Genomic DNA, 16,839 nt, shown 5'->3' on the forward strand with positions numbered 1-16,839 from the left:
ATCAATGCTCCTTGACGACTTTGAGACGGCGTTCGGTGCGCGCCGCCCAGTGGGAAAGCATCAGGCTCAACAGCAGGTAGATGGTCGCCAGCAGGAAATAAATCAGGTTGGTCTGGTAGGTTTCGCTGACCAGCATCCGCGCCTTGAACGTCAGCTCCGGCACCGCCGCCGCCGAGGCGAGCGAGGTGTCCTTGAGTAACCCGATGGCGAAGTTGGCCATCCCCGGAATCGCCACCTTGAACGCTTGGGGCAACACGATGATGCGCATCGCCAGGGAGCGGGTCATGCCGATGGAAAATGCCGCCTCGCTTTGCCCGCGATCGATCGTGCGAATGCTCGAACGGAACACCTCCGACAGGATCGCCGCACCGTTCAGCCCGAAGCCGATAATCGCCGCGCCGATGGCCGGTAATGTAATGCCGATATAGGTCAGCCCGAAGTACAGAATGAACAGCTGGGTGAGGATCGGTACGTTGCGAAAAATCTCCAGGTACACGCTGGCAACCAGGCTCAGCACGCGACTGCGGGAAAGACGCATCAACGCCAGGCAAAACCCCAGCAACGTCGCCACCACAAACGCGGCAGCCGTGAGCCCGACAGTCGTCAATGCACCGATGCCCAGCACATTCAAAAAGTACGGGAGCATGTCGATGGCTTTGTTCAGGGCAATGGAATCGAACATCGATCAATGCTCCTGCACGGCACGGATGAAGGAGCGGGTGCGTTCGACCTGGCTCTCGCGGAAAATCTGCCGCGGTGGGCCCTGTTCGACGATGTTGCCGTCGGCCATGAAGATCACCTGGTCGGAGACGCTTTCCGCAAAGTGCATTTCGTGGGTCACGATAATCATCGTCATGCCCTCCTCTGCCAGCTTGCGCATGACGGTCAGCACTTCCCCCACCAGCTCCGGGTCCAGCGCCGAAGTGGCCTCATCGAACAACATCAGCTTGGGTTGCATCGCCAGCGCCCGGGCGATGGCGATGCGTTGCTGTTGCCCGCCCGAGAGCTGTTCCGGAAACACGTCACGTTTGGCGAACATACCGACCTTGTTCAGCAGGTCCTCGGCCAGTTCCACGGCTTCGGCGCGGCTGCGTTGTTGCACCTTGAGCGGCCCGAGGATGATGTTGTCCAGCACCGAAAGGTGCGGAAACAGGTTGAAGCGCTGGAACACCATGCCGATCTCGGTCCGCATGCGGGCCAGTTCCTTGTCGCTCATGGGCACTTTGCGGGTGCCCACCAGACGCTGGCCGATCAGTTCGTTATCGATGTAAATGTCGCCTTTGGTCGGCTCTTCCAGGTAATTGACGCAGCGCAGCAAGGTGGTCTTGCCCGACCCGCTGGGGCCGATGAGCGAGATCTTCTGACCCTGCTGCACGCTGAGGTCGATGCCTTTGAGAACGTCCAGGCTGCCGAAGGACTTATAGAGCCCTTCGATGCGCACCAGTGGGGTTGATTCAGCCATGAGCTATGTCCTCGACTCAGGCAAAGGCCTGACTGAAATCCCGCGGTTGATGCTTGAACGGCCCGATGAGATTGCCTTGCTCGTCGCGGTCGACGCCGATGCGCGGGTTCTTGGTCGGAGGCACGAGGTAATCGGGGTTCTTGATCCCGTATTTGGCGAGGACCGGTTTGATCTGATCCGTGGCTTTGAGCCAGCGCAGGCCCTGATTGATGCCGTCGAACAAGTCCTGGTGCTGCGGATGGACGCCCCAGATCGCTTCGAACTTGGCGGTCAGGCTGGGGAAATTTTCATCGTAGGACATCGGGATCTGTTTGAGCTTGAGGCTTGGGTCTTGAAGGATCATGTAGTCGATGGTCGGGGCATCCAGCACTGCGAAATCCAGGCGCCCGGCGCGCACGTCACGCAGGCAGGAGTCGGTGTTGTCGTAGAGTTTGACCTCCTTCACCCCCTCGATTTTCTTCATGTCCGGGATGGTGAAATAGCCGGTGATGGCACCGATGGTGCGGCCCTTCACGTCGTTGACGGTGATGGCGGTATCGAACGGCTCGCTGTCGCGCATGATCACGTAGGCACCGGTGTAGAACACCGGGTCGGTCAACAGCAGGATCTTGGAGCGCATCGGGTTCCAGGCGAAGTTGCCACCGAACCAGTCGGCGCGCCCGGATCTCACTGCTTCTACCACGGCCGGGAAACCCATGGTCAGCACATCGAGCTTGAGTTCGAGGCGGTCGGCAATGATCTTCAGCAGTTCCAGATCGGTGCCGACCGGAACGCCGTCGCGCAGTGCGCCCAAGGGCATGTCGCCCAGGCAGGCGGCGGTCAGGTAGCCGGGGCGTACGGTTTTGATCGGTTGCCCGGACGCGAAGGCAAAGGACATCGGGCCCATTGCGCTTGCGGCCAATGCAGCTAACGAACCGTAGCCGGTGGCTTTGAGAAGGCCGCGTCGGGAAATACCTTGGGTATCAAACTTGAAGTCGGACATAGATCACCTATGGGCAAATTGTTGTTTTGACCGGTACAAGCCTTACAACTCAATCGCCGTCCGTGGCTGGATTTCCCTGTGTTCTATGACCGCGTCGGCAACCCCGCCAGGATGTCGATGGCGTTGACGTGGGGCTTGCCGAGCTGCTGGCGACGGCGCTTGAGCACCAGATAGGCAGCGCAGACCACGCCGAGACTGACGAGGCTGGCCAGGAACTGCGTGCGCAAGGATTCTTGAAAGGCCATGGCGACCAAAACACCCGCTATCACTGCTACCACAGCATAGGACAGCCATGGGAACAGCCACATCTTGAGGGTCAGCCGGGCCGGCGCCGTGGCCTCTACCTGACGGCGAACCTTGATCTGCGCAAGCGCCACGGCCAGGTACACAAACAGCATCACCGCACCGGAGGCGTTGACCAGAAACAGGAACACTCCTTCGGGGGAAATGATCGCCGCCATGATCGCGATGTAGCCGATCACGCTGCTGAGCAGCACCGCCGCCCTTGGCACTTTGCGTCCGGTGAGGGTCGATAGTTGCGCCGGAGCATCACCGCGCTGACTGAGGCCGAACAGAATCCGCGAAGACACATACAACCCGGAGTTCAGCGCAGAAAGCACGGCCACCAGCACCACCGCTTGCATGATCATCGCGGCACCGGGAATGCGCATGACTTCAAGTGCCGCCACGAACGGTGAATGGCCGGCCACGATCTGCCCCCACGGCACCACGCAGACAATCAGGAAGATCGAGCCGACATAAAAGGTGATGACCCTGAAGATCACTGAGCGGGTCATGTTGGCCACGTTCTTCGACGGATCATCGGACTCAGCGGCGGCGATGGTCGCGATTTCCGCACCGCCCACGGCGAAGATCACTGTCGGCACACCGGCAAGAATCGCGCTCACGCCGTAAGGCATGAAGCCGCGGTCATTCACCAGATTGCCCAACAGGTCGCGGGTGCTTGGGGCAAAACCAAACAGATAGGCGCCGAGTACAAAGATGAAGACGATGATCGCGAACACCTTTAATGACGCGAACCAATATTCGAACTCGCCGTAGGACTTCACGGACAGGCAGTTGATGGCGGTCATGATCGCCAACAGGCTCAGGCCGATCATCCATGCCGGCAGCGGTATCCATTGCTGAAGGATGTTAGCCCCGACTACCGCTTCCACCGCCACCACAATCACCCAGAAGTACCAGTACAACCAGCCACTGGTGAAGCCGACCCAATTGCCCAGGCCGATGCGGGCGTACTCGGTAAAGGAACCGACACCGGGCAAGGCCACCGCCATTTCACCGAGCATGCGCATTACCAGCATCACCACGATGCCAGCAGCGAGATAACTGAGGAAAGCTGCCGGGCCAATGGCCTGGATGGTTGCACTGCTGCCGACAAACAGGCCGGCGCCGATGATTCCACCGAGGGAAATCATCGTGATATGGCGCTGACGCAGCGCCCCGCTGAGGCGTTGTTGGCCGGGTTTTGTATCGGTGGGCTGGGCGTTGTTCATTGGATGACCTCCGCTTCATGGTCTGGGGTCGATCGACCGGATAATTTCATCGAAGACTTTGCACGAGGGGGACAACACACCGGATACTCTGTGCCGCTCGCGATCGAGCCCAAGAGTCGGTGCTGCCGGGAAGCCATGGACAAGCCTGGCTGGAACGTTTCGAGAGTCATGTGCGTACCCGTTGGGCTGAGCATGGCAGCCATTTTCTTATTGTGTTGCATGACAAGCATTACAACTCACACACTAATCACGGTTTTTTAGCTTGTCAATGGGCTTTGTATCGGATAAAAAGCAATACAAATTTGCTTATTGTCTTGCTACAAGCATGACAAGCAGGGAAAAGCACCATGAGTCAATTCGAACAATTGCTGGATGAACTGAAAGCCAGCGCCGCGTTGCAACGCGACAAGGCAGAAACCCTTTACGCCCAGTTGGCCGATTCACTGGCCGAAGCGATTGCCAACGGCAAGCTCAAACCGGGCGAGCGTCTGCCGCCTCATCGCGAGTTCGCCAGTGCGCTGGGGGTGAACATCACCACGGTGACCAAAGCCATGGCGGTGTTGCAGCAAAAAGGCCTGGTGGAAAGCCGTCCGGGCCGTGGCACCCAAGTCGCGCAGCCGCGGCATCCGGCTGCGCAGTTTCAGTCGGCACCGAGCAATGACCCAGGCACCGTCGATCTGAGCGTCAACCGCCCCGCCACCGATGGTTTCAATCGGGTGCTGGCGCAGTTGCTGCCGCGTCTTTCCAGCGACCCCCGCTTTGGCGACATGAAGGACTATCACCCGTCGGAAGGTCCGCTTTGGGCTCGTGAAGCGGCGGCGCAATGGCTACGCCATACCGGCGTCGAGGCCCAGGCTTCGCAGATGCTGATCGTCGAGGGCGCGCAGCACGGTATCGCCAATACCTTGCGCAGCCTGACCAACAGCGGCGACACCGTGCTGGCCGACAGCGTGACCTATCAAGGCATCAATGCCTTGTGCCGTTCTCTGGGTCTGATCCTGGTCGGCGTCGATGCCGATGCGCGCGGGATGTCGCCCGAAGCACTACGTCAGGCCTGCGCTGAACATCAGCCACGCCTGTTGTTTCTGGTGCCCTCGATCCACAACCCGACCGCCATCACCCTCGACGCCAAACGCCGCGAAGAACTGGCCGCAGTGATCCGGCAAACCAACCTGCTGGTCATTGAGGACGATGTGTACCGGCCGCTGCTGGACCAATCGCCCCCGGGCTTCGCCGCGCTGATGCCGGAGCGCACGATTTATATTTCGGCCCTGTCCAAATGCATCGCGCCGGGGTTGCGCATGGGCTTTGTCATGGCCCCGGCGCCATTGGTGCAAGACATCGCCGCCATGCAGCGCATCGACTGCTGGAGCACATCGCCGCTGACCGCGCTGATTGCCACCCGGCTGATCGAGGACGGGCATGCCGACCAACTGGTCTCGGAACAGCGCGAAGAGTTACGTATGCGCCAAGCGCTGCTGGCCACGCATCTTGAAGGCCTGGAATTTCAGCACAGCGCTACAGGCACCCACGCCTGGTTGGTGTTGCCGGAACCCTGGACCGGTTCGCGTTTCGCTCGCCTGTGCCAGGACCGCGGCGTGGTGCTGCTCGCCGGTGGCGCCTTCACCCTGCGTCCGGAACTGTCGCCGCAAGCGGTGCGCATCAACATCTCGGCGGCCCTGTCACGGGAGCAGCTGATCAACGCCTTGAACGTCATCAGCCAATTGGCGCGCCAGGGTCATCTCTACATGCACAACCGGATCTGAGGACATGACACAGCCCGTTCATTGCGAAATTGCCGTTATCGGCGCAGGCGTTGTCGGAGTTGCCACCGCACTCTGGCTGCGTCGCCAGGGTTATCAGGTGGTGTTGCTGGAGCGCGATGCCATTGCTTCAGGGGCGTCATACGGCAATGCTGGCACCCTCGCGCCGTATGGCGTGATGCCGATTGCCCAGCCAGCGTTGCTGAAAGCGATTCCGTCGCTGCTGTTTTCGAAGGAATCGCCCTTCGTCATCAACTGGGCGCGTCTGCCCCGGCTGATGCCTTGGCTGCTGCGGTTTCTCAATGAATGCCGGACGTCGCGTTGCGAAGCGAACACCCTGGCGCTGACAAAAATCCTCCAGCACACCTACAGCGGCTATGCGCCGTTGCTCGCCGACTCCCCGCAGGCCGAGCAGCATTTGCGCCACAGCGGTTGCCTCTATGCCTACGGCACCGAGCAAGGATTTGCCGGCGCCCAGGCGGCCATCGAGTTGCGCCGCTCCCTGGGCATTGCGCAACAGGTGCTGAACGCTGCGGATGTCGAACAGCTTGAACCCGCGTTGGCTGGCAAAGCAGTGGCCGGCATTCTGTTCCCGGAGTCGTCGCACATGGACGATCCGCGGGCCTTTATCGAAGCCTTGGCCGCGCCCTTGATCGCCGAAGGCGCGCTGCAACAGGCAACGATCACCGGCGTGCAACGCCAAAGCGATGGCTTGCATCTGCTCAGCAGCGAGGGCAAGACCTGGCGCGCGGACAGGGTTGTCCTGTGCGGCGGCGCATGGTCGGCAGCGCTGGCACGCCAGGTCGGGGATCACATTCCCCTGGATACCGAACGTGGCTATCACATCGAATTCGATCTGCAAGACACGCTGCTCAACCGCCCCTGCTGCCCGGTAGAAAGCGCGTTCTATATGACGCCCATGGCCGGTCGTTTGAGGGTGGCGGGCACGGTGGAGCTCGGCTCCATCAACGACCCGGCCAATCCGCAGCGTTTCGAGTATCTGGAGCGGCATGTACGGCGTGTCATGGGCCTGACAGAACCAGTCGCCCGCAGGTGGCTCGGGTTCCGTCCTTCCCTGCCAGACTCGTTGCCAGTCATTGGTCCGTCACCCAACGAACCGCGAATGATCTACGCCTTCGGCCACCAACACCTGGGCCTGACGCTCGCCGGGGCAACCGGGCAGTTGGTCGCCGACTGCATCGCCGGCAAAGCCCCGTCCTGGCTGGACAGTTTTTCAGTGCAACGCTTCTGAGTGGCGCCCTTTACAGGAGAGCAGTTGATGCAAACCATCGAGCGTATACACACAAACCCGCGCATGAGCCAGATTGTCATCCACGGCAAGACCGTGTACCTGGCCGGGCAAGTCGGCGACCCCGATCATGACGTCGCCGATCAGGCCCGTGACGCGCTGGCGCGGATCGACGCCTTGCTCGAAGAAGCCGGGTCGTCCAGAAAACAGCTGCTGCAAACCACGATTTGGCTGGCTGACATGGCGGATTTCAAAGCGATGAACGCGGTGTGGGATGCCTGGATACCCGCAGGCCACGCACCGGCCCGCGCCTGTGGTGAGGCGAAACTGGCGGATCCGCGGTTGTTGGTGGAAATCATTGTCTGTGCGGCGAAGGGCTGAGTTTTTCAGGGGGGTGGCCGCAAACGTATAACGCACCCACAGGGAACTCCTGACGTGCGCCAAGCATCCTAAATGTGAGGTACTCCCTTTTTGCTTCACGCTTCAGAGGACATTGCTATGCGCCGTCTGATTATCATTTCTTCATTCATGTTGTGTTTGCCCTTCGGTTCGGCCTTCGCCAAAGTGGACGCAGGCGATGTCGCCACCTCTGCGGGGGTTTCCGCATCGCTGTACTCGACGTTCAAGGACCACAAACTGGCGATTCCCGCCCGCGATGACGCCTCCAGCTTCGTTGCCAGTGGCGGTACGATTCGCGGTGTGTACCTGGAGTCGGTGTTGAACCAGATTCGCCAGGAAAATCCCGGACTCAAAGCCAGCGACGAAGAACTGGCTAGAGCCATCCTGATCCGGGAAGGCGTTGCTGCCGGCCAATGAAGGTTTAAAAATTAACGGTGGGGCTCGCGACAGCCGGAGAGTGTGCAGCCCTGCCTTGCTTCACCCCGCGGGCAAACGTGCCCACCCGGCCACCAACTGCGCGCTGATGCTGACCCCGCCACACACCACAATCACCACGTCATGGGCTGCGGCGATCGCCGGATGGTCCAGGTACGCCACTGCCAATGAAACACCGCACGCCGGTTCGACCAACTGGCGCAGGTCGTTTGCGTAACGCACAACACCCATGATCGCCTCGTCATCACTAAGCACCACACATTCGTAAGGAAAATCGAGGAGGTGCTGCACCGGCCATGCCGCCACTTTTGCAGCGCCCAGCGATGTCGCGACGGTGTCGATGCGCGCCAACCTGACGGGATGTCCAGCCTCGATAGCCGCAGCGAAGGACGCCGCGCCTTGGGTTTCGCACGTAATGATCCGGCAATCCATGCGGTTGTGTCGGATCAATCCAGTCAGCAGGCCCGCCAGCAATCCTCCGCCGCCCACCGACGTCACCATCGCATCGACCTGAGGACAATCCTCAAGCACTTCATCGATCAGGGTGCTGTGCCCTTCCCACAACACGGGATGATCGAAGGCTGGCACGTATTCGGTATCCGCATCCTGTGAAAGCTCTTTGGCCCGTTGATTGGCCTCGTCCCAGACTTTGCCGTGAACGATCACCTCAGCGCCGGTTTTCCTGATCCTGGCGCGGGTGGTTTCCGGGGTGGTGTGCGGCACGACAATGCAGGCTTTGAGCCCGAGGGCAGCGGCGGCCATGGCGGTGGCAAAACCGGCGTTGCCACCGGAAGGACACACGACTTTGCGCTTGCCCTGCGCCTTTGCCTGACTGCACAGAAGGCCCATGCCACGCAATTTGAACGAGCCGCTGGGTTGCAGGTTTTCCAGCTTGAGCCAGATGCGCCGGGTCGGCGTTGACAGGCCTGGGTGCAGAATCAAGGGCGTTCTGATGTGAAGCATTGTGTGCTCCCTTGGGCAGCACCGGCTTGTCGAGGTTTTCGCCAAGCCGGTGGTGAACAGTCCTTATCCAAGCTTAGTTCACCCTGCCCCCTGGGGTTATGGACTTACCGGTAGCGCGGGGCCGCCGATGAGTGACCAAACGAACCGGACAGCACTTGGCGCTGAGCCTCGTAAGCGTCCCATTTTTCGACCTCGTGCAGCCCCGGGATGGTCACCACTTCCCCTTGCGCCAACCCGACCAGCGCGGCATCGACCATGTCCTCGGCGGACATCACGATCTCTTGCGGCAGGTTCTCCACCGGGTTGCCCGCCTCGCTCCAGAAGTCGGTGGCGGTGGCGCCGGGCAACACCGCCTGGACGCGAATGCCTTTGTCGGCCAGTTCGTGGTGCATCGATTGGCTCAGGCTCAGCACAAACGCCTTGCTCCCGCCATAAACGCCATTGAGGATTTCCGGAGCGATGGCGACGATGGAGGAAATGTTGATCACGGTGCCGGCGCCCCGTGCAACGAAGCCAGGCACCACGGCATAAGAAAGACGCATCAGCGCAGTGACGTTGAGGGTGATCATGTCCTCCATGGCGTCCACCGGGCTTCCAAGCAACGGCATCACACCGCCAACACCGGCATTGTTGACCAGCAAGGTGATGCTCGCATCGTTGCGCAGAATGCTTTCCACCCGCAGCAGGTCGGCCTTGTCTTTGAGGTCGGCGGCGACCACTTCCACGGCGCGGCCGGTTTCGTTGCTCAAGTGGTTGGCCAGGGCGTTGAGTTTGCCGTGGCTGCGGGCGACCAAAATCAGGTCGTAACCCTGCCGGGCGAGACGGTCGGCGTAGACCGCGCCAATGCCCGAAGAAGCGCCAGTGATCAGTGCGGTGCCTTTGGATGAGAGAGCCATGTTCAATTTCCTTCACAGTGAGGCGATAAGGTCGCCGGGTGTGAACCGTTATAAATTGACTCCCGCTCGTCTCAAATGACGTTTAAAATACGTTTTTCGGACACTGGCTTTTCGAGGGCTTCATCATGACTTCCGTGGCGTTTGTGGTTTTCGAGGGGTTCCAGTCCATGGCGCTGGCGGCCATGCCGGTGTTCGAGTACGCCAACTTCAGCGCCGGTGAAGCGCTTTATGAGGTCAGCGTGATCTCCGAAGATGGCCGTTCCCTGCGGGCTTCCGGCGGTTTGAGCGTCGGTACCCAGGCGTTTGATGAGCGGGCGTTCGACACCGTAATCGTGGTCGGCGGCGATTCGATTCTCGAGCAGGCGCCCGAGGGTGTGTTGGCGTACTTGCGCGACAGCGTAAAAACCGCACGGCGCACGGCGTCGATCTGTTCGGGGGCGTTCGTGCTGGCGCAGGCCGGTCTGCTAGACGGACGGCGCGCCACCACGCATTGGGCGTATGCGCGGGATCTGCAAGCACGCTTTCCATCGATCAAGGTGGAAGAGGACCGAATCTACGTGATCGACGGTTCCATCTGGACCTCCGCTGGCATGACCGCGGGCATCGACCTGGCGCTGGCGATGGTTGAAAAGGATCATGGCGCTGACCTGGCCCGTTCGGTGGCGCAGAAACTGGTGATGTACCAGCGCCGCGCGGGTGGTCAGTCGCAGCATTCGGCCTTGCTGGAACTGGAGCCCAAATCCGACCGCATTCAGACCGTCCTCGGCTACGCCCGGGAACACCTGACATCGGCGTTATCGGTGGAGCAACTGGCGGAAGTGGCACGTCTCAGCCCACGACAATTCAGCCGCACCTTCCGCGCCGAGACCGGGCAGTCCCCGGCCAAGGCCATCGAAAATCTGCGCCTGGAGGCGGCGCGGCAAATGCTCGAGCGCGGACGGCTGACCCTCGACCAGATCGCCGCCGAGGCCGGCTTCACCGACCGCCGCCGCATGCGCGAAGCCTTCCTCCGGGCGTTCGGCCAACCGCCGCAGGTCATTCGGCGTAATGCCAGGTTGCAGATGACGGCGTGAGCGTCAGCGCGGGGGAAGCGCTGCTCGCAGGTCGACCGTTTTATACAGCGGCATTAATCACAGGGCCACGCCATCGGCCTGGGCCAGCGGCATCAACCTTTGCATCGCCACCTCGAAGGGGTCCATCCACGCAGGCATCGGGGGCGACCCCTCGTCGAGCGGCTCGAAAAAATCATCCCAGTGAATCGGAATCACCAGCCCCTTCCAGGGTTTTCTCGCAGACCCGATTCAAACGGTCCATGCACCTCTGCTTTTGCCTGACCGAAACGTTTCCTGACGCCAGCCCAAACCGGCGAATCGGCATGAACATCTACACTGAAGACATCGGTGCAAAGCGGGAATGGGTGCCCATGAAAATCTCGGCCAGGCTGGCGTTTTTCGCCATCGTCTCCACCCTCGCCTACCTCGGTCTCGCGGTGTGGGGTTTGGGCGGGTTTGCGGCGTTCTTCACCCATGCGCCGCTGGTGGTCGTTGTTATCGCCACCTTGGTAATGGTCGTTGCCTCGTTGTTCACCGAGGTTAATCTGAGCCCAGGGGAACGTGAGGACCGGGCCAACCGCTGGGTGCTGCCGGCATTCGGCGTCATAGGACTGTTGAGCGGGTACCTGCCGGCCTACACCGACCGCATCGACTTCTGGACCTTCGGCGGTGAAGGCGTGCGCTGGGTGGGGGCATTACTGTTCATTCTCGGCGGCGCGCTACGGCTGTGGCCGGTGTTTGTGCTGGGTAAGCGGTTTAGCGGGTTGGTGGCGATTCAGCCGGGGCACAGTCTGGTGACCGAAGGGATTTACCGCCGCTTGCGCAACCCCAGTTACCTGGGGATGTTGGTCATCGCCGTGGGCTGGGCGCTGGCGTTTCGCTCGGGGGTCGGGCTGTTGCTTGCGGCGCTGACGGTAATTCCGCTGATTGCGCGGATTCATTCGGAAGAGGCGTTATTGAAGGCGCAGTTCGGGAATGAATATGAGGCTTATTGCGCCCGGAGTTGGCGGTTGATCCCCGGGATTTATTGACCCTGCACAGTCCCAATGTGGGAGCGAGCCTGCTCGCGATAGCGTCGGCACATCCAGCATCTGTTTGACTGAAAGACCGCTATCGCGAGCAGGCTCACTCCCACATTAGAGTGGGTGCAGGCGGATATGGTTATCGGGAGCCACTTGCGCCGCAACGGAGTCATAGCTGGCCAATGTCGCATGCACCGTCTGAATCGGATGGTCATGAGTCGAGGTGATGATCACAAGATCCGCCCCTGCCGCCTCCGCCGCAAGAATGCCCACGGCGGCATCTTCAAAGATCAGACAGTCAGTCACCTCGACTTCCAGCCGTTGAGCCGCCAGTCGGTAGCCCGCAGGATCCGGTTTTCCGGCACTGACATCTTCGGCCGTGATCATGACATCAGGCTCAGGAATCCCGGCTGCCGCCATCCGCCGCAACGCCAGCGCCTTCGGTGCAGAGGTGACGATCGCCCATTGCCTGACTGGCAAAGACCTGAGGAAGTTCGCCGCGCCGGACACCTCGACAATTCCTTCCACGTCTTCGATTTCCGCTTGGGTAATCCAGTTGGCTTCTGCCTCGGCATCCACCCCAGGCAACGCCAGACGGTTGATGGTGTCGATGGCGCGGGCGCCGTGAATGGTCGGCAGGAAGGACTCGACATCCACGCCGTGGCGCAGGGCCCAGGTGGTCCAGATCCGCTCGGCGGCGGCGATGGAGTTGAGGACAGTGCCGTCCATATCGAACAGGAACGCGCGATACGGCGTACTAAAAACGGATTCGTGTGCAGACAAGGATGAGCTTCCTTCGTGTGTCAGGCAGGTCCGTCAATGTACACGACCTACAGAAGCTTTCGCGACTTGAGGGCCCCCGTGACACAATCCAGCAGTTGCCCCAACGCCCAGGGTTTCTTGATGAACGACACCGCATGTCGCACCCCGGAGGATTCGGGGGTTTCAAAACCGGACATGATCATGATCGGCTTTTCGGGCCAGCGATCGCCGAACTGATTGGCCAAGTCCGCACCGTTGAGCTTGCCGGGCATGGTGATGTCCGTGAGCAACAGACCGACCTCGTTGGCGTGTTGTTCCAGGTATTCCGATGCGGCATCCGCGCTGACCTGTGGGTGAACGACAAAGCCTTCGTCCTGAAGAATTTCACAGAGAAATTCCAGTATCAGCGGGTCATCTTCAACCACCAGAATCAACCCGCCAGGAAGTTGCTCGCCCGCCGTCGGTATTGGACACATGACTTTGCCACTCCCTGATCGCATAAATGATTTCGCGGGCTCAAATCCGCGGCCTACAGGTATGAGCAGCGGACTCGGCAGAAATTCATTTTTGATACAGGAAGGTGACGAAATCAGGCGTCCTGCAGAATCAGGTCGGCGCCTACAAAGAATGAGCGCATGTTAGATTTGCGCCTTCTTAATTGGCAGACTCGTTGTCCATGTCCGAAAAAATCGCTTCAAACATCTGGACCTGGTACGGCCAGGATGAGTACCGATGCATCATCCTTGTCGGTGAACTTTGCTCGGCACTGGAGTTTTTAGCCCTTGAGGCGGCGGCACAGGAGCGTGAGATCAGTTGCTGTCTCGAGTGTAGTTTTGACGATGATGTCACCCAGTATATCGACGCTTTTCTTCGGGATTACGCAGGGCCGCTGACGCCCGAATTACGTCAGGGACTGGAAGCCTTGCAAGCTCGCTACTATCACTTGAGTGATGCTGCGCTGCTGTACCGCGAAGGCGAACGGTTCACCCAGGAAGAATGGCAGGCAATGCGGGTTGGCGCGCGCCATGCTCTGGACATGATTGGCTGGGATGAAGTCAAGGAACACATGGGTTCATTGACCGATGACTGTCACGCTCAGCTTAAAAAATGGGGGTGACTGAAGATGCAAAACGACGACCACTTTTGACGCGGGCACTAAAAAACCCACTGAATCGTTTGCCGCCTCGAAACCCTCCATCAGCTCAATTGTGGTTAAAATGCCGCCCCCTCAAACTGCTGGCTCCTGCCCGATGAACGCTGACGCTCTCTCCACCCTTCACGACCATTTGCTGACCGCCCTGGCCGATGCCCCCGCGGAAACCCGCCGGCTGTTCCATGGTCGGGGCCGGTGCTGGCCCGGGCTGGAGCAATTGACCGTCGACTGGCTGCAAGGGGTGGTGCTGGTGTCGCTGTTCAAGGAGCCTGAAGCGGCGCAGCTGGAAGCATTGAAGCGGTTGCTGATGACGGTCACTGAATCGGCGCAGTGGCAACAATCAGGGGCGCACACCCTGTTGCTGCAACACCGCTACCTGCTGCAAAGCACCACCGAATGGCTGCTTGGGGAAGCGATCGAGGAATTGATCATCACCGAGGGTGGCCTGCGTTATCGGGTGGACCTGGGCCGCAAGCAGAACACAGGGTTGTTCCTCGACATGCGCTACGGTCGCGACTGGGTAAAGGCCAATGCAGCAGGCAAGCGCGTGTTGAATCTGTTCGCCTACACCTGCGGCTTTTCGGTCGCCGCCATCGAGGGTGGCGCCGAGCACGTGGTCAACCTGGACATGTCCAGCCCGGCCCTGAACCGTGGTCGCGACAACCATCGGCTCAATGGCCACGACATGAGCAAGGTGAGTTTTCTCGGCCATGACTTGTTCAAGTCCTGGGGCAAGGTGATCGGCAAAGGGCCTTATGACCTGGTGATCATCGACCCGCCATCCTTTCAGAAAGGCAGTTTTCTGCTGACCAAGGATTACCAGCGGGTGTTGCGTCGGCTGCCGGAGTTGCTCAGCCCCGAGGGTACGGTGCTGGCGTGCATGAACGACCCGGCGTTCGGGGCGGACTTCCTGATCGACGGTGTGATGCGTGAAGCGCCGGGGTTGCGGTTTGAGCGGCGGCTGGAGAATCCGCCAGAGTTTGCGGATGCCGATGTTGAGTGCGGGTTGAAGGCGTTGGTGTTCAAACTCGGGAGCTAAGTGCTGTTCACTGTGGGAGCGGGCTTGCCCGCGATGAGGCCGTCAGATCCAACATTGATTTCGTCAATTACACTGCCATCGCGGGCAAGCCCGCTCCCACAGGGATCTGTAGCGGACCCAAGATCGGTGGGCGGCCTCGGATCAACGCGGCTGCAACACCAGCGCAAACAGCTCGCCGTGACCGTTCACGTTGAGCTTGTGATAGAGATTGCGCCGATGCACTTTCACCGTCTCCGGGGAGATGCCCATTTGCTGGGCGATGGCTTTGCTTGAGAAGCCCTGGAGAATCAGTCGAGCCGTTTCGACTTCGCGTACGGACAATCGCGCGTCGAAGCGATCCAGCAGGGTTGCCAGATCGCCGGCCACGGCCTCGGCAGTGGTGCCTTGCGGCGGCATCAACTGCGAATGCCGGCGCATTGCCGACAGCACCCAATCCCGCACACACAGCAAACGCCCCTGCTCTTCGAGGGTAAAACGCGTCGAGCGCCCCAGCGATAAACCGAGCACGGCGCCGTCGATGTTGACCATGAATTGCAACTCGTCTGCGCCCACCACCGAACGGAAGTAACTCAGGTAGTACTCGCTCTGTTGAAACTGGTCGGGGGCCACCGAGTCGAGGCTGTGCAAGCCATCGGCGATGCTGGCACAAGCCGCCTGGTAAAAGGGATCGAGCAGGTACATGCCAGCGCTGTAGTGCGCCAGTTCTTCGTGTTCGGTTTCACTACCTTTAGAGTCGAAATCGATCAGCAAACGCGGCACTCGTCCCGCTCGCATTACGGCCACCAACGCGTTGTCCAGCGGCACCAGCAGCCGCAGCGTGTCGACCAGCGCGCGCCAGAAACCGTCCTGGCCCAACCCGCCAAATACCCGCGCCAGCCCCTGGTGCACCGGCAACTCTTTCAACAACGCGTCCACGCACTACCCCTTTCGAGTAACCCATGATGGGAATGGGTGTGTCCCCCGCCTGCCGATACGCTGCAAGCACCTGTTCATCACCGGCCTGCAGCAGGCCAGGAGTGCCGCATCATGAGTCGTCGCCGTCAACAGATCAATCTTGGACTGAGCGCATGTTTGTGCGTTTCGCTGTCGGCGGTGGCTGCCGAGGGGCCCACGGTTCATGTCTACAACTGGTATGACTACATCGGCCCCACCACCCTGCACGACTTCAAGCGCGACACCGGTATCGAGCCGGTCTACGACACCTTCGACAGTGCCGAAGTACTGGAAGGCAAATTGCTGACCAGCCGTAGCGGATACGACGTGGTGGTGGCGAGCAACTTCAGCCTGCCGACCCTGATCAAGGCCGGCGCCCTGGCACCACTGCCCCGCGCGCAGCTTCCAGACTTCAAGAACATGGACACCGAGCTGCTGGCGAAACTGGCCAACAACGACCCGGGCAACCTGTACGCCGTGCCATACCTGTGGGGCACCAACGGCATCGGCTACAACATCGACAAGGTTCGCGCCGCGCTGGGCGACAAGGCGCCGGTGGATTCCTGGGACCTGGTGTTCAACGAAGAGAACCTGGCCAAGCTCGGCCAGTGCGGCGTGGCGATGCTCGACTCGCCCTCGGAGATGTTGCCGGTCGCCCTGCACTACCTGGGCTTGCCACCCAACAGCACCAACCCCGAAGACTACAAAAAGGCCGAAGCGCTGTTGCTCAAGCTGCGTCCGCACATCGCCTACTTCAACTCCTCGAAGTTCATCAGCGACCTGGCCAACGGCAACATCTGCGTGGCGGTGGGCTGGTCCGGCGCGATGCTCGAAGCCAAGACCAATGCCGAGCAGGCCAGGAACGGCGTGAAGATAGCCTACAGCCTGCCGAAGGAAGGTGCACCGGTCTGGTTCGATACGCTGGTGCTGCTCAAGGACGCACCGCATCCGGAGCAAGGCCTGGCCTTCATCGACTACCTGATGCGCCCCGACGTCATAGCCCCGGTCAGCGATCACCTGTCGTACCCCAACGGCAACCGCAGCGCGACACCGCTGGTGGCCGAAGCGACCCGCAACAACCCGGCGGTCTATCCGTCAGCTGAAGCGATGGCCACGTTGTTCACCTTGCAGCCGTTGCCGCCGGCCACCGAGCGAGTGCGCACGCGGATCTGGAGCAAGGTGAAGAACGGGCAGTAATGCGCCCCCCTGTGG

Annotated in this window: 19 protein-coding genes; 9 read left to right on the forward strand and 10 right to left on the reverse strand. The window is 60.6% G+C overall.

Annotated features, from left to right (window positions below; all coding sequences use genetic code 11):
- Nucleotide 1: 1 nt before the first annotated feature.
- The 4 genes from DJ564_RS18435 to DJ564_RS18450 all read right to left on the reverse strand — a co-directional run bounded on the left by DJ564_RS18435 (nt 2) and on the right by DJ564_RS18450 (nt 3,961).
- On the reverse strand, nt 2–682 hold the full coding sequence (locus tag DJ564_RS18435; protein ID WP_109632171.1) for an amino acid ABC transporter permease: 681 nt from the start codon (nt 680–682) through the stop codon (nt 2–4).
- 3 nt (nt 683–685) lie between these two features.
- Complete coding sequence (locus DJ564_RS18440; protein ID WP_109632173.1) at nt 686–1,462, reverse strand: amino acid ABC transporter ATP-binding protein; 777 nt, start codon at nt 1,460–1,462, stop codon at nt 686–688.
- A 16-nt stretch (nt 1,463–1,478) separates the two neighbouring features.
- Nucleotides 1,479–2,444 carry a transporter substrate-binding domain-containing protein gene (locus DJ564_RS18445; protein ID WP_109632175.1) on the reverse strand — a complete coding sequence of 322 codons (966 nt, stop codon included), beginning with the start codon at nt 2,442–2,444 and terminating at the stop codon, nt 1,479–1,481.
- Nucleotides 2,445–2,527: 83 nt separating this feature from the next.
- A complete protein-coding gene (locus DJ564_RS18450) occupies nt 2,528–3,961 on the reverse strand; it encodes an amino acid permease (RefSeq protein WP_109632177.1) in 1,434 nt (477 codons plus the stop codon).
- A 347-nt stretch (nt 3,962–4,308) separates the two neighbouring features.
- On the opposite strand from DJ564_RS18450, the gene DJ564_RS18455 reads away from it, so the two are divergent.
- The 4 genes from DJ564_RS18455 to DJ564_RS18470 all read left to right on the forward strand — a co-directional run bounded on the left by DJ564_RS18455 (nt 4,309) and on the right by DJ564_RS18470 (nt 7,789).
- On the forward strand, nt 4,309–5,727 hold the full coding sequence (locus DJ564_RS18455; protein ID WP_109632179.1) for a PLP-dependent aminotransferase family protein: 1,419 nt from the start codon (nt 4,309–4,311) through the stop codon (nt 5,725–5,727).
- Nucleotides 5,728–5,731: 4 nt separating this feature from the next.
- Nucleotides 5,732–6,976 (forward strand): FAD-binding oxidoreductase, encoded by a 1,245-nt coding sequence (locus DJ564_RS18460; protein ID WP_109632181.1) that lies wholly within the window; start codon nt 5,732–5,734, stop codon nt 6,974–6,976.
- Nucleotides 6,977–7,003: 27 nt separating this feature from the next.
- The gene (locus DJ564_RS18465) at nt 7,004–7,354 is read left to right on the forward strand and encodes a RidA family protein (protein ID WP_109632184.1); all 351 of its coding nucleotides are present in this window, start codon (nt 7,004–7,006) and stop codon (nt 7,352–7,354) included.
- Between the two features lie 117 nt (nt 7,355–7,471).
- Nucleotides 7,472–7,789 (forward strand): DUF2388 domain-containing protein, encoded by a 318-nt coding sequence (locus DJ564_RS18470; protein ID WP_109632186.1) that lies wholly within the window; start codon nt 7,472–7,474, stop codon nt 7,787–7,789.
- Nucleotides 7,790–7,849: 60 nt separating this feature from the next.
- Here DJ564_RS18470 and DJ564_RS18475 read toward each other — a convergent pair whose 3' ends face one another.
- Nucleotides 7,850–8,770, reverse strand: coding sequence for a pyridoxal-phosphate dependent enzyme (locus tag DJ564_RS18475; protein WP_109632188.1), 921 nt, complete (start codon nt 8,768–8,770; stop codon nt 7,850–7,852).
- Nucleotides 8,771–8,874: 104 nt separating this feature from the next.
- The gene (locus DJ564_RS18480; protein WP_109632190.1) at nt 8,875–9,666 is read right to left on the reverse strand and encodes an SDR family oxidoreductase; all 792 of its coding nucleotides are present in this window, start codon (nt 9,664–9,666) and stop codon (nt 8,875–8,877) included.
- Between the two features lie 125 nt (nt 9,667–9,791).
- Between DJ564_RS18480 and DJ564_RS18485 the strand changes: the two genes are divergently transcribed.
- Nucleotides 9,792–10,739 (forward strand): GlxA family transcriptional regulator, encoded by a 948-nt coding sequence (locus tag DJ564_RS18485; RefSeq protein WP_109632192.1) that lies wholly within the window; start codon nt 9,792–9,794, stop codon nt 10,737–10,739.
- Between the two features lie 57 nt (nt 10,740–10,796).
- Here the strand turns inward: DJ564_RS18485 and DJ564_RS32055 are convergent, their stop codons facing one another.
- Nucleotides 10,797–10,934, reverse strand: coding sequence for a hypothetical protein (locus tag DJ564_RS32055; RefSeq protein ID WP_162556220.1), 138 nt, complete (start codon nt 10,932–10,934; stop codon nt 10,797–10,799).
- 155 nt (nt 10,935–11,089) lie between these two features.
- Between DJ564_RS32055 and DJ564_RS18490 the strand changes: the two genes are divergently transcribed.
- Nucleotides 11,090–11,749 (forward strand): isoprenylcysteine carboxylmethyltransferase family protein, encoded by a 660-nt coding sequence (locus DJ564_RS18490; protein ID WP_109636092.1) that lies wholly within the window; start codon nt 11,090–11,092, stop codon nt 11,747–11,749.
- 105 nt (nt 11,750–11,854) lie between these two features.
- Here the strand turns inward: DJ564_RS18490 and DJ564_RS18495 are convergent, their stop codons facing one another.
- Nucleotides 11,855–12,523 carry an HAD-IA family hydrolase gene (locus DJ564_RS18495; RefSeq protein ID WP_109632195.1) on the reverse strand — a complete coding sequence of 223 codons (669 nt, stop codon included), beginning with the start codon at nt 12,521–12,523 and terminating at the stop codon, nt 11,855–11,857.
- Nucleotides 12,524–12,570: 47 nt separating this feature from the next.
- Nucleotides 12,571–12,978 (reverse strand): response regulator, encoded by a 408-nt coding sequence (locus DJ564_RS18500; protein WP_109632197.1) that lies wholly within the window; start codon nt 12,976–12,978, stop codon nt 12,571–12,573.
- A 200-nt stretch (nt 12,979–13,178) separates the two neighbouring features.
- Between DJ564_RS18500 and DJ564_RS18505 the strand changes: the two genes are divergently transcribed.
- Together DJ564_RS18505 and DJ564_RS18510 are read left to right on the forward strand one after the other, a co-directional pair.
- Complete coding sequence (locus DJ564_RS18505) at nt 13,179–13,619, forward strand: hypothetical protein (protein ID WP_162556221.1); 441 nt, start codon at nt 13,179–13,181, stop codon at nt 13,617–13,619.
- A 133-nt stretch (nt 13,620–13,752) separates the two neighbouring features.
- Nucleotides 13,753–14,694, forward strand: coding sequence for a class I SAM-dependent methyltransferase (locus tag DJ564_RS18510; protein ID WP_109632200.1), 942 nt, complete (start codon nt 13,753–13,755; stop codon nt 14,692–14,694).
- A 141-nt stretch (nt 14,695–14,835) separates the two neighbouring features.
- Here DJ564_RS18510 and DJ564_RS18515 read toward each other — a convergent pair whose 3' ends face one another.
- Nucleotides 14,836–15,609, reverse strand: coding sequence for a helix-turn-helix transcriptional regulator (locus DJ564_RS18515; RefSeq protein ID WP_109632202.1), 774 nt, complete (start codon nt 15,607–15,609; stop codon nt 14,836–14,838).
- Nucleotides 15,610–15,720: 111 nt separating this feature from the next.
- On the opposite strand from DJ564_RS18515, the gene DJ564_RS18520 reads away from it, so the two are divergent.
- A complete protein-coding gene (locus DJ564_RS18520) occupies nt 15,721–16,824 on the forward strand; it encodes an extracellular solute-binding protein (RefSeq protein WP_109632204.1) in 1,104 nt (367 codons plus the stop codon).
- The last annotated feature ends 15 nt before the right edge of the window (nt 16,825–16,839 follow it).

The organism is Pseudomonas sp. 31-12, from assembly GCF_003151075.1.
Classification (GTDB): domain Bacteria; phylum Pseudomonadota; class Gammaproteobacteria; order Pseudomonadales; family Pseudomonadaceae; genus Aquipseudomonas.

Coding starts and splice junctions, on each gene's coding strand:
- DJ564_RS18435 (WP_109632171.1), bottom strand. CDS start 682: ATGTTCGATTCCATTGCCCTGAACAAAGCCATCGACATGCTCCCGTAC.
- DJ564_RS18440 (WP_109632173.1), bottom strand. CDS start 1,462: ATGGCTGAATCAACCCCACTGGTGCGCATCGAAGGGCTCTATAAGTCC.
- DJ564_RS18445 (WP_109632175.1), bottom strand. CDS start 2,444: ATGTCCGACTTCAAGTTTGATACCCAAGGTATTTCCCGACGCGGCCTT.
- DJ564_RS18450 (WP_109632177.1), bottom strand. CDS start 3,961: ATGAACAACGCCCAGCCCACCGATACAAAACCCGGCCAACAACGCCTC.
- DJ564_RS18455 (WP_109632179.1), top strand. CDS start 4,309: ATGAGTCAATTCGAACAATTGCTGGATGAACTGAAAGCCAGCGCCGCG.
- DJ564_RS18460 (WP_109632181.1), top strand. CDS start 5,732: ATGACACAGCCCGTTCATTGCGAAATTGCCGTTATCGGCGCAGGCGTT.
- DJ564_RS18465 (WP_109632184.1), top strand. CDS start 7,004: ATGCAAACCATCGAGCGTATACACACAAACCCGCGCATGAGCCAGATT.
- DJ564_RS18470 (WP_109632186.1), top strand. CDS start 7,472: ATGCGCCGTCTGATTATCATTTCTTCATTCATGTTGTGTTTGCCCTTC.
- DJ564_RS18475 (WP_109632188.1), bottom strand. CDS start 8,770: ATGCTTCACATCAGAACGCCCTTGATTCTGCACCCAGGCCTGTCAACG.
- DJ564_RS18480 (WP_109632190.1), bottom strand. CDS start 9,666: ATGGCTCTCTCATCCAAAGGCACCGCACTGATCACTGGCGCTTCTTCG.
- DJ564_RS18485 (WP_109632192.1), top strand. CDS start 9,792: ATGACTTCCGTGGCGTTTGTGGTTTTCGAGGGGTTCCAGTCCATGGCG.
- DJ564_RS18490 (WP_109636092.1), top strand. CDS start 11,090: ATGAAAATCTCGGCCAGGCTGGCGTTTTTCGCCATCGTCTCCACCCTC.
- DJ564_RS18500 (WP_109632197.1), bottom strand. CDS start 12,978: ATGTGTCCAATACCGACGGCGGGCGAGCAACTTCCTGGCGGGTTGATT.
- DJ564_RS18505 (WP_162556221.1), top strand. CDS start 13,179: ATGTCCGAAAAAATCGCTTCAAACATCTGGACCTGGTACGGCCAGGAT.
- DJ564_RS18510 (WP_109632200.1), top strand. CDS start 13,753: ATGAACGCTGACGCTCTCTCCACCCTTCACGACCATTTGCTGACCGCC.
- DJ564_RS18520 (WP_109632204.1), top strand. CDS start 15,721: ATGAGTCGTCGCCGTCAACAGATCAATCTTGGACTGAGCGCATGTTTG.